Source organism: Dyella japonica DSM 16301 (genome assembly GCF_001010355.1).
Lineage (GTDB): Bacteria > Pseudomonadota > Gammaproteobacteria > Xanthomonadales > Rhodanobacteraceae > Dyella > Dyella japonica.
This window is the reverse complement of the sequence record NZ_JPLA01000027.1, coordinates 63,495-74,537: the sequence shown is the minus strand read 5'-3', so window position 1 is coordinate 74,537 and position 11,043 is coordinate 63,495. Positions and strand designations below refer to the sequence as shown.

At 64.2% G+C, this 11,043-nt stretch carries 10 protein-coding genes; 5 read left to right on the top strand and 5 right to left on the bottom strand.

The window, feature by feature from the left end; all coding sequences use genetic code 11:
- Positions 1-247: 247 nt before the first annotated feature.
- Positions 248-1,459, bottom strand: a complete 1,212-nt coding sequence (tyrS, locus tag Y882_RS11200) for a tyrosine--tRNA ligase (protein WP_046971996.1) — start codon at positions 1,457-1,459, stop codon at positions 248-250.
- Positions 1,460-1,642: 183 nt separating this feature from the next.
- On the opposite strand from tyrS, the gene Y882_RS11195 reads away from it, so the two are divergent.
- A complete protein-coding gene (locus Y882_RS11195) occupies positions 1,643-3,085 on the top strand; it encodes an OapA family protein (protein WP_046971995.1) in 1,443 nt (480 codons plus the stop codon).
- 5 nt (positions 3,086-3,090) lie between these two features.
- Positions 3,091-4,209, top strand: a complete 1,119-nt coding sequence (locus tag Y882_RS11190) for an anhydro-N-acetylmuramic acid kinase (RefSeq protein WP_046971994.1) — start codon at positions 3,091-3,093, stop codon at positions 4,207-4,209.
- On the opposite strand, the gene Y882_RS11185 is transcribed toward Y882_RS11190, so the two are convergent.
- The 3 genes from Y882_RS11185 to Y882_RS11175 form a co-directional block, all read right to left on the bottom strand.
- Positions 4,210-4,512, bottom strand: a complete 303-nt coding sequence (locus Y882_RS11185) for a hypothetical protein (protein WP_046971993.1) — start codon at positions 4,510-4,512, stop codon at positions 4,210-4,212.
- Between the two features lie 100 nt (positions 4,513-4,612).
- Entirely contained in the window at positions 4,613-5,917 is a 1,305-nt protein-coding gene (locus tag Y882_RS11180) for an AmpG family muropeptide MFS transporter (RefSeq protein WP_244466323.1), read from the bottom strand.
- Positions 5,907-6,677: an exodeoxyribonuclease III gene (locus tag Y882_RS11175; protein WP_046971992.1), complete on the bottom strand. Its 771-nt coding sequence runs from the start codon at positions 6,675-6,677 to the stop codon at positions 5,907-5,909. The genes Y882_RS11180 and Y882_RS11175 overlap by 11 nt, the downstream gene beginning before the upstream one ends.
- 43 nt (positions 6,678-6,720) lie before the next feature.
- On the opposite strand from Y882_RS11175, the gene Y882_RS11170 reads away from it, so the two are divergent.
- From Y882_RS11170 to Y882_RS11160, 3 genes are all read left to right on the top strand, one after another.
- Positions 6,721-7,218 carry a GNAT family N-acetyltransferase gene (locus Y882_RS11170; protein ID WP_046971991.1) on the top strand — a complete coding sequence of 166 codons (498 nt, stop codon included), beginning with the start codon at positions 6,721-6,723 and terminating at the stop codon, positions 7,216-7,218.
- Positions 7,219-7,240: 22 nt separating this feature from the next.
- The gene (gene pyrE, locus Y882_RS11165) at positions 7,241-7,888 is read left to right on the top strand and encodes an orotate phosphoribosyltransferase (RefSeq protein ID WP_046971990.1); all 648 of its coding nucleotides are present in this window, start codon (positions 7,241-7,243) and stop codon (positions 7,886-7,888) included.
- Between the two features lie 107 nt (positions 7,889-7,995).
- Positions 7,996-8,631, top strand: coding sequence for a DUF4124 domain-containing protein (locus tag Y882_RS11160; protein WP_046971989.1), 636 nt, complete (start codon positions 7,996-7,998; stop codon positions 8,629-8,631).
- A 50-nt stretch (positions 8,632-8,681) separates the two neighbouring features.
- Here the strand turns inward: Y882_RS11160 and Y882_RS11155 are convergent, their stop codons facing one another.
- Positions 8,682-11,015, bottom strand: a complete 2,334-nt coding sequence (locus Y882_RS11155; RefSeq protein WP_046971988.1) for a phosphomannomutase/phosphoglucomutase — start codon at positions 11,013-11,015, stop codon at positions 8,682-8,684.
- Between the last annotated feature and the right edge of the window lie 28 nt (positions 11,016-11,043).

The following is an 11,043-nucleotide window of genomic DNA, read 5'->3' as shown; positions in this document are numbered from 1 at the left end:
TGAGCCGCTCATCTTACATCGTTTTCCCTGTCCGTCAACACCTTCAGCGAAGAATTTTTGCTGTCGTTGTTGCCGTGGAAGACGCTGCCAGCGGCGGGGAGGCGAATAATAGGCAGGCACCCCACCTTTGACAAGCAATTTTTGAAATTATTTTTCAAATTTTTTTGATGTTTCGCGTAAGACGTTGTTCTCACGCGAAACTCTGCGGATCGACGCATCGCGATGACGTTGCGTCATCGCGATCAACTCATGCGAGCGTCAACAACACGCGAGCGAAGTTGCGCTTGCCGATCTGCAAAACCCCTTCAAAACCCGGCAAAAACACGCGTTGCGCGTCTTCGACCACTTCGGCGTCGATGCGCACGGCGCGTTCCTTGAGTTTGCGATTCGCTTCGCCGTTGCTTGGCGTGAGGCCTGCCGCAGTAAGTAGTGCAGGCAAACGCAGACCTTCTGCGGGCACCGCAATTTCAGTGAGCGGCAGCAGGCTGGTGTCGCCTTCACCGCGCACGACGGCGTGCCATCCGGCGATCGCCTGTTCGGCAGCTGCCGCGCCATGGAAACGCGTGGCCAATTCGCGGGCCAATTGCAGCTTGGCGTCACGCGGGTTGAGCACCCCGGTTTCCACCTCGTGCTTCATGCGCTTGAGGTCTTCCAGCGAGGTGTCGAAGCTCAGCAGCTCGAACCAGCGCCACATCAGCTCATCGCCAATCTTCAGGGTCTTGGTGACCATGTCGATGGCCGGCTCATTGATGCCGATGTAGTTGCCCAGCGACTTGGACATCTTGTTGACGCCGTCCAGGCCCTCCAGCAGCGGCATGGTGAGCACGATCTGCGGCGGCTGGCCGTGATGCTCCTGCAGCGCGCGGCCCATCAGGAGATTGAACTTCTGGTCCGTGCCACCGAGCTCGACGTCGCATTTAAGTGCGACCGAGTCATAGCCCTGCACTAGCGGATAGAGGAATTCGTGGATGGCGATCGGCTGCTGGCCGGCGAAGCGCTTGGAGAAGTCGTCGCGCTCGAGCATCCGGGCCACGGTGTGCTGGGCGGCCAGCTTGATCATGTCGGCAGCGGACATCTGGCCAAACCACTCGGAATTGAAGCGCAGCTCGGTGCGCTCCTTGTCCAGCACCTTATAGACCTGGTCGGCGTAGGTCTGCGCGTTGGCCAGCACGTCCTCGCGGGAAAGCGGCTTGCGCGTGACGTTCTTGCCGGTCGGATCGCCGATCATGCCGGTGAAGTCGCCGATCAGGAAAATGACCTGGTGCCCCAGGTCCTGGAACTGGCGCATCTTGTTGAGCAGCACCGTGTGGCCAAGGTGCAGGTCAGGCGCGGTCGGATCGAAGCCGGCCTTGATGCGCAGGGGACGACCGAGCTTCAGGCGTGCGACCAGCTCTTCCTGCTTGATGATTTCGTCGGCGCCGCGCGCGATGGTGGCCAGCGCCTGCTCAAGCTCGTTCATGTATTCCTCAAATTTTCGTTGTCTGGGCGGCACCGTAAAGCATAGCTTTCCGGGCGGTCCCGTTAAGTGTGCGTTAACCGAAAAGTTATCGCAACCCATTGAAGGAAAAGGCGTTGACGCCCTTTACACAGGGCCGCTATGGTACGCGGCAATTAGAAATGTAGTACCTGGGGAACACCGGGCATGGGTGAGAGAAACGAGACCGCGCGCGCTGCGCGCAAACAGGCTATGCGTCGAAAGGCGCAGCAGCGTCACTCTCATTTTTACGAGCGGTGTGCCCATTGGTCCTTTGGTTGTCACGGTGAGGCCGAGCCCATCCGCTGGCATCGCGAGCGCTGGATCCTCGCCGGCACCGCCCTCCTTATTACCGCCGTTTCCGGCTTCCTGATTCCCGCCTGGGCCAGCGCCATGCGCCCGGACACCATTTCGACCGCGCACGCCGTGCTGCCGCTGGAGCTGCCCAAGGTGGCCCCGGTCGCGGCCCAGCAGGCCCCGACCGTGGAAGATTGGCACATTGTGCAGGTGCAGCCCGGCCAGACCTTGTCCGATCTGTTCCAGAGCCAGGGCCTGAGCCTGACCGACGTACAGCATGTGGTGGACCAGTCGGGCGATGCCAAGGCGCTGCATCACATCAGCCCCGGCCAGGAATTCGACTTTCTGCTCGACAGTGACGGCAGCCTCAAGGGCATCCGCTTCGACAAGGACGAGTCCAACCGCACCACCATGCGCTTCGACGGCGACAAGGCCACGGTCACCGCGCAGGCGCGCGAAGTGGAACACCGCGAGCACGTGGCCCATGGCAGCATCGACAGCTCGCTGTTCGCCGCCGGCTCCAAGGCAGGCATGAGCAACCAGATGGTGCTCAAGCTGGCCGAGCTGTTCAAATACGACATCGACTTCGTGCAGGACCTGCGCGAAGGCGACAGCTTCACGGTGATCTACGACGACGTGTACCGCGACGGCGCCTATCTGCATGAAGGCGACATCGTGGCGGCGGAGTTCGTGAATCAGGGCGAGCGCTACACCGCCTACCGCTTCAAGAAGGAAGACGGCAGCTACGGCTGGTTCAGCGAAGACGGCCGCCCGATCCAGAAGTCGTTCCTGCGCATTCCGGTGGATTTCACCCGCATCTCCTCGCAGTTCAGCGCGGCGCGCATGCATCCCGTCCTCGGCCTGATGCGCGCCCACCAGGGCGTGGACTATGCCGCGCCTACCGGTACGCCGATCCACGCGGCCGGCGATGGCGTGATCAAGTTCAAGGGCTGGATGAACGGTTACGGCAATTTCGTGATCGTGCAGCACAACGGCTCGATCAGCACGGCCTACGGCCACATGTCCAAGTTCGCCAATGAAAAGGTCGGCCAGCACGTGGGCCAGGGCGAAGTGATCGGCTATGTGGGCATGACCGGCCTGGCCACTGGCCCGCATCTGCACTACGAATTCCGCGTCAACAACGTGCAGCGCGATCCGCAGAAGGTGACCCTGCCCAAGCCGGAACCGCTGCCGGGCGTACAGATGGCCAAGTTCAAGTCGCAGGTGGTGCAGCCGCAGCTGGCCCGCCTGAAGACGCTGGACGCCAACATGAAGCTGGCCAAGGCCAGCGGCACCAAGCGCAACGACGACTGATCCCCGTGGATGACGCGACGGCGCTTTACCTTGGCCTGATCTCGGGCACCAGCGCTGATGGCATCGATGCCGCGCTGGTGAGTTTCGATGACCACAAGCCGCAGCTTGTCGATGCGCTGGCGCATCCCTGGCCGGAGGATCTGCGCACGCGCCTGCTGGCCGTGGCCCAGGACGAAACACGGCTGGACCTGGATGCCTACGGGCGCCTCGATGTGGCGATCGGGCAATGCTTTGCCGAAGCCGCCCGCCAATTGTTGGCGAGAAACCCGGCGCATGCATCGCGGGTTCGCGCCATCGGTTCGCATGGACAAACCCTGCGGCATCGCCCGGCCGGCGAGTTTCCTTTTACGCTCCAGGCGGGCGATCCCTCGGTGATCGCCGAACGCTGCGGCATCGATGTGGTGGCCGACTTCCGCCGCGCCGACGTGGCCGCCGGCGGCCAGGGCGCGCCGCTGCTGCCTGCGGTCCACGCGATGCTGCTGGGACGTGCTGACGGCGTGCGCGTGGTGCTCAATCTGGGCGGTATCGCCAACATCACCGTGCTCGATCCGGCTGGCAAGGTGTTTGGTTTCGATACCGGCCCGGCCAATGGACTGATGGACGCCTGGCATCTGCGCCATCGCGGCGCGGCCTACGACGCCAACGGAGCATTTGCCGCGTCGGGTCAGGTAGACAAGGCGCTGCTCGGCGCGCTGATGGCCGATCCTTATTTCGCCTTGCCGCCACCCAAGAGCACCGGACGCGAACACTTTCATCTGGCCTGGCTGGAACAGCATGCCGGCGTGGCGGCGCTGGCAGCTGCCGATGTGCAGGCCACGCTGCTGGAACTCTCCGCCCGCAGCATCGCGGAGGCCATCGAGCGCCATGCGCCAGCGGCCATCGATGTGCTGGCGTGCGGCGGTGGCGTGCACAACGCCGTGCTGATGCAGCGGCTGGGACAGTTGCTGGGAACGCGCACGCTGGCGAGCACCGCCGTGCACGGCGTGGATCCGGACTATCTGGAAGCCACGGCGTTTGCGTGGCTTGCGCGTCAACGCCTGCTGGGGTTGCCGGGTAATCTTCCCGCGGTCACCGGCGCACGGGGACCGCGCGTGCTCGGTGCGGTCTATCCCGCACCGCGCTGATCAAAAGCTGCCGTCGCCCAAGACGTTGTGTGCCTGCGCCAGCGCTGCCGTCGGTGCGCGGGAGAGCGCCTGCACGGCTTCCTGGAAGGCGGCCTTTTCCTTGGCGTCCCACTGACCGCCCAGGGTGGTCAGGTCGCCCGGATCGAGCATGGTTTCCGCAAATACATTCGATGAGGCCATGCCAAGGCCATGGCGCAGTGCGTGAAGCACCACGTCATTGATCGACCACTGCCTTTCCTTGGCGAGCGTCTTGATGCGCTCGGCCATGAGGTTGTCGATATGGCGTATGACGAGGTCCGGCACGGACGCTTCCTCCGACAGTCATAAGCCCCCTGTGACTTGATCTTGTCACAGGCTTAGGGGCGAGACTATCGACCGCTTGGCTGATTCACATCCTGGGTTCTTACCGGGCGGGCGCCGGATCGCCGGGGCGATCCTTGCTGTAGCGCGGCCACAGGATGGCGAACAACAGCATCGCCGGGAGCATCGACACCACCGTAATGGCGAAGTACCCGCCATACCCGATGACGGCGACCAGGCCACCGGCAAAAAAGCCCAGCACTTTCCCGGGAAGGTTTACCAGGGAGCTGAGCAACGCATATTGCGTGGCCGTGTGCTGGCGATTCACCAACAGCGAGAGAAAGGCGACGGTCGGCGGGCCGAGCATGCCTTCGGCGAAGTTCTGTCCGGAGATCGCCATGGTCAGTACCGCCAGATTCCCCTGGTTTCCCAGCAGCATCAGGTAAAGCAGGTTGCTGCAGGCGCCCAGCACGATGCACGCGCCCAAAGTCCGCCAGGCTCCCCAGCGCGCCACGGCCGCACCGCCGACGAACGCGCCGGCGATGCCGATCCAGACTCCGTAGATCTTGGTTACAGCGCCGATTTCGGTCTTGCTGAAACCCATGTCGCGCATGAAGGGATTGAAGATCGTGCCGATGGACTGTTCAGGCAGCTTGAAAATCAGGATGAACAACAGCGTGAGCCCGGCGACGACCCAGCTGTAACGGCGGAAAAAATCGGTGAACGGATCGATCACGCCCTCGCGCATCGCCATGCGCCAACCAGGCGGCGTCGAACGGGCGACGGTCGGTTCACGCATGAAGAGCGTGGTGACGATCGGCAACACCATCGCCACCGCCATGGCCACGTAGATCCAGGGCCATGGGATGTGATCGGCCAAGATCAGCGCGACGGCGCCGCCTAGCAGCAGACCCAGCCGGTAGCCCAGCGCATAGGTCGCCACCAGTGCGCCCTGGGCCGAAGGCGGCGCGATCTCGATGCGATAGGCATCGATGGCAATGTCCTGGGTCGCCCCCATGAACGCCACCAGCAAGGTCGCCAATACAAAGGGCTGGAGCTGTTGCGGGGTGAACGCGGCCATCAGCAGCAGGCCGCAAAGCACGCCCAGCTGCGCCAACAGCAGCCAGCCCCGGCGCAATCCCAACCGCGTGAACAGAGGAAGCCGCCAATGATCGAGCAGTGGCGCCCATAGAAACTTGAGCGCATAGGTCATGCCTGCGCTGGCGATCATGGTGACGCTCTTCAGCGCGATGCCGTTTTCCTTCAGCCACAACGACAACGTCACGGACACCAGCAGGAACGGCAGCCCAGAGGAAAACCCCAGCAGGCACATCGTCCACGCCGCGGGTTCCGTGAACGAACGCCAGACCGACGGCTTGCGTGCTGCCGGCACGGCCTCAGTCGGCATAGTCGACCGTATACGGCGCGTGGTCCGAGAAGCGTTCGTCGCGATAGACCGAACAACGCCTCAGGCGATCACGCAGGGACGGCGTGACGATCTGGTAGTCGATGCGCCAACCCACGTTGTTGGCGCGCGCGTTGCCTCGGTTGGACCACCACGTATAGTCCTCGCCCTTGGGATGCAGGGTGCGGTAGCTGTCGACCCAGCCGTGCTTGTCGACCAGGTCGTTGAGCCACGCGCGTTCTTCGGGCAGGCAGCCGGAATTCTTCTGGTTGGACTTCCAGTTCTTGATGTCCAGCTCGCTGCGCACGATGTTCCAGTCGCCGCACAGCACGTAGTCGCGGCCGCTCTTCATCCATTTGGCGAAGATTGGCGAGATCCATTCCATCGCCTTGAACTTGAACTGCTGGCGTTCCTCGCCCGACGAACCCGATGGCACGTACAAGGACACGACGCTCAGGTTGCCGAAGCGCGCCTCGATGTAGCGACCTTCGTTGTCGAAGGCGTCCCAGCCCAGCTCGGTGAGCACCGCATCGGGTTCGCGCTTGGCGTAGATGGCCACGCCGCTGTAGCCCTTCTTGCTGCTCGCATCGCGATAGAAGCAATGGTGGCCGTCGGGACGGAACATGGCATCGGAAAGCTGGTCTTCCTGCGCCTTGGTCTCCTGCAGGCAGACCACGTCGGCCTTCTGCTGGCGTAGCCATTCGAACACGCCCTTGGTACCGGCGGAACGGATGCCGTTGGCGTTGAGACTGATGATGCGCATGTAAGGGGCCCGGGCTGGCGAGGGATGCGCCATCATAGCAACCATGTCCGATCGTCCCGATATCCGCGTCGTGCCTGCCGACGCCACGCGCTACCCGACGTTGCTGCAGCTTCACGTGCACGAGCCGCAGCGCGATTTCGTTGGGCCCATTGCCGTGTCGCTGGCCGACGCGATGCTGTGCGAAGACAGCGAGGCCATGGCCATCCTGTGCGACGACGAGCCGATCGGCTTCTATCGCATTGAGAAGAAGCCCCGCAGCATCGCGGACATGGATTTCGAGAAGCCCACCCTGGGGCTGCGCTCGTTCTTCATCGACGCCCGCTGGCAGGGCCAGGGCCTGGGCACGCTCGCGCTGGCTGCGGTGATGCGCGACCTCGCACATCGCCATCCGGGCGCGCGCAACGTCGTGCTGACCGTCAACGTCCGCAACACATCGGCGCTTGCACTGTATCGGCGTGCCGGCTTCCGGGAGACCGGGGGGCTGTACCATGGCGGGCGTTCCGGGCCGCAGCACGTGATGCTGGGCGCCCTGCCCCTTTAATTTCGAACGAGAGAAAGTTGCCGTGCACGACTACCAGCGCGAATTCATCGAACTCACCCTGCAGCGCGACGTGCTGCGTTTCGGCGAGTTCACCCTGAAGTCCGGCCGCCAGAGCCCGTATTTCTTCAATATGGGCCGCATCGATTCGGGCGCGGCGCTGGCCCAGCTGGGCCGTGCCTACGCCGCCGCGGTGGTGAATTCAGGCATCGAAGTGGACATGCTGTTTGGGCCTGCCTACAAGGGCATTGCGCTGGCCGCCGCCACGGCGATCGCGCTGGCCGATCAGCATGGCCGCGACCTGCCCTGGGCGTACAACCGCAAGGAAGCCAAGGATCACGGCGAAGGCGGCGTGCTGGTGGGCGCACCGCTGAAGGGGCGCGTGCTGATCGTGGACGATGTGATGACGGCCGGCACCGCCGTGCGCGAATCGCTGGCGCTGATCCGCGCGCAGGGCGCCACGCCGGCGGGCGTGCTGATCGCGCTGGACCGGCAGGAGCGCGGTCAGGGCGAACTGTCTGCGGCCCAGGAAGTCACTGCCGACTACGGCATCCCGGTGATCGCCATCACCAGTCTCGGCGATGTGCTGTCCTATGCCGGCGGTCGCCCGGACCTGGCAGCCGAGCACGCCCGGCTGGTGTCCTATCGCGAACGCTACGGTGTAAATGCCTGAATCGGCAGCGGTTGGCGAAGCCGGTCACACCGCATGCAGCGACATCGTGCCAACGTCATGGTGTCACGATGTCGCCCGCTATACTTCCGCCCACAAGGGGGAATTCCATGCGTAAAACAGCTTTCGTCATCGCGTTGCTCGCGCTGACTACCGTCGTCTGTGCACAAACCAAGGCGCCAACCTATCGGTATCGATGGAAGGACGCGGCCGGGCTGCCGCACTACAGCGACAGCCTGACGGCCGATGCCATGAAGTTTGGCTATGAGTTGGTGAACGATCGCGGCCTGGTGGTGCAGCACGTCGACCGCCAGCTCAGTCCGGAGGAGCGCGCCGCGGCACAAAAGGTGGCCGAGCAGCAGGCGGCGGTGGATCGCGCCGCCGAACAGCGCAAGCGCAACGATGCGCAGATGCTCGCCGCCTATCCCACCGAGGCGGCCTACAAGGCATTGCAGCAGGAAAACCTGGACAGCATGGACCAGCAGATCGCCACCACGCGCTCCAATCTGCGTAGCCAGGAAAAAGCGCTGACCGATTTGTTGACCCGCGCGGGCGATCTTGAGCGCGCCAAGCAGCCGGTGCCCAAATATCTTGGCGACGGCATTACCAAGCAGCGCGATGTCGTGGCGCATCAGCGCGACACGCTGGAACGTCAGCAGGGCGCCCGCGATGCGCAGGTCCAGAAGAACGCACAGGATCTGGTGCACTACCGCGAACTCAAGGCTGCCGAGGCCAAGGGCGAGTAAACGCCCACTTCAGATAGGAAGAGAGCCCCGGTCATGCCGGGGCTCTTGGTTTAGAACGGCAGCTTCAGCGACGGATCGACCGCCAGCAGCTGGGAACGGAAAGTCTTCTTGATACGTGCCAGCGCGGCCTCGTTGTCCGCGTCGAAACGCAGCACCAGGGTCGGCGTCGTATTGGAAGCACGTACCAGGCCCCAGCCGTCGGACCAGTCCGCGCGCACCCCGTCGATGGTGGTGAGCGTGGCGTCGCCCATCGATGCCTTCTGGCGGAAGGCTTCGATGAAGCGGTAGTTCTCGCCTTCGGCCAGCTCCACCTTCAGTTCCGGCGTGGACACGCCCTTGGGGCAGGTGGCGAACAATTCCTCCGGCGTGCGCTCTTCCAGATCGCCGGCAAGGATCTCCATCAGGCGCGCGCCGGCATAAATGCCGTCGTCAAAACCGTACCAGCGCTCCTTGAAGAAGAAGTGGCCGCTCATTTCGCCGGCCAGTTCCGCCCCGGTATCGCGCATCTTGGCCTTGATCAGCGAATGGCCGCTGCGCCACATCATCGGACTGCCGCCGGCATCCAGGATCACGCCCTTGAGATGGCCCGTGCACTTCACGTCGTAGATGACCGTCGCGCCGGGCTGGCGGGACAGCACGTCGCGTGCAAACAGCATCAGCGTGCGATCGGGGAAAATGATCTCGCCATCCTTGGTGACCACGCCCAGACGGTCGCCGTCGCCATCGAAGGCGATGCCCAGATCCGCACCGGTCTGCTTCACCGCGAAGATCAGGTCTTCCAGGTTGTGCGGATCGGACGGGTCGGGATGATGATTGGGGAACGTGCCGTCGACATCGCAGTAGAGCGGAATGACCTCGCAGCCGATGCCTTCCAGCACCTGCGGCGCCACCGCACCGGCAATGCCGTTGCCGCTGTCGATGACCACCTTGAGGCGGCGCTCGGCCTGCACGTCGGAGGTGATGCGGTCGATGTAGTCGGGGATCACGTCGACATGGCGCAGATTGCCCCTGCCGCCGCGCTCCAGCTGGTTGCCGACGATGCGCTGATAGAGATCCTGGATGGCGCCTTCGGACAAGGTCTCGCCACCGACCACGATCTTGAAGCCGTTGTAGTCGGGCGGGTTGTGGCTGCCCGTCACGGCCACGCCACACCCCGTATTGAAGCGGTAGGCGGCGTAATAAACGACCGGCGTCGGCACGGCGCCCAGCTCGATGACGTCGATGCCCGCCTCGCGCAAACCGTCGCACAAGGCGCTCGCCAGTTCAGGACCCGACAGACGTCCATCGCGACCCACCACGATTTCCGGCAGACCCTTCTCGTGCATGACCGTGCCGATGGCCTGGCCAAGCAGACGGGCCACTTCCTTGGTCAGCGACTTGCCGACCACGCCGCGCACGTCGTAGGCGCGGAAGATCGCCGGATCGACAGTGACTGGCGCGGGCTGGGCAGGCTTGGGAGCGGCGATGCGAGCGGGTGCCACAGGCGCTTCCGCGGCCTGCTCGGCTTCCAGCAGATCCGACAGCACCGGCTCTGTTGTGTCGATGCGGACGCGGCGAGTGCCGAGTCGATTGCGCATCCAGATCAAATAGATGCCGGCGGCCAGGCACAGTAGCCCGAGCAGGGCCGCCAGCGGCCACACGCGCGGCAACACGATAAACGCCGAAGGCAGGGCCGCGAGAACGCTGAAGGTGCTCCCCTCGACGGGTGCGCCGTTCGCTTCACGTTCGGCCGCGCTGTTGCCGGAAGCGAGCAGGCGCAGATCACCGCGGTCATCACCCTGGCGCAGTTCCAGTCGTCCACCCGCGGTGGGAATGGATGCAAAGCGCTCCTGCAGCGTCGTGAACGGCAGCGCCACCCAAGTCCACGCCTGCGGATGCGCCGCCGGTCCCACCGGGACCACCAAGGCAAGCACGCGGGTGCCCTTGGCATCCGGGACCGTCTGCGCCAACGGCTTGCCGTCCGCAGTCTGCGCCGCCATCAGCTGCGCCGCCTTGCCGTAGCCGAACACTCGATAGTTCGCGTGCAGCACCTCGTCGAGGCCACCGCTATAGACATCCACCGCCAGTGCCTGGGGCAGGAGGTGACGCAGTTCGGTGGCGGCCTGGGCTGGATCGGCCACGATGCTGGCCGGATCCAGCGAGTGCACCGCGGCTTCCACGTGCCCGCGCTCGCTGGCGATATCCGCCGCCAGCGCATCCGCGGCCTGCTTCTGGGCGGCGTGCACACGCTCGATCGCGTTGCCTTCGTCGAAGATCTGCCAGGTCTGCCAGAGGCAGAACAGGCCAGCGAGCACCAGCAAGGTACCCGCGGCGAACGGCAGCAGCCGTCGCCCGTCGACAGATCCGGCGAAACTTCGGCTACCGACGTTGAAGATGTTGGCCATGTCCTGTCCCCGCACAGGCTATCTGGTC

Coding starts and splice junctions, on each gene's coding strand:
- Y882_RS11155 (WP_046971988.1), bottom strand. CDS start 11,015: ATGGCCAACATCTTCAACGTCGGTAGCCGAAGTTTCGCCGGATCTGTC.
- tyrS (WP_046971996.1), bottom strand. CDS start 1,459: ATGAACGAGCTTGAGCAGGCGCTGGCCACCATCGCGCGCGGCGCCGAC.
- Y882_RS11195 (WP_046971995.1), top strand. CDS start 1,643: ATGGGTGAGAGAAACGAGACCGCGCGCGCTGCGCGCAAACAGGCTATG.
- Y882_RS11160 (WP_046971989.1), top strand. CDS start 7,996: ATGCGTAAAACAGCTTTCGTCATCGCGTTGCTCGCGCTGACTACCGTC.
- Y882_RS11180 (WP_244466323.1), bottom strand. CDS start 5,917: ATGCCGACTGAGGCCGTGCCGGCAGCACGCAAGCCGTCGGTCTGGCGT.
- Y882_RS11170 (WP_046971991.1), top strand. CDS start 6,721: ATGTCCGATCGTCCCGATATCCGCGTCGTGCCTGCCGACGCCACGCGC.
- Y882_RS11175 (WP_046971992.1), bottom strand. CDS start 6,677: ATGCGCATCATCAGTCTCAACGCCAACGGCATCCGTTCCGCCGGTACC.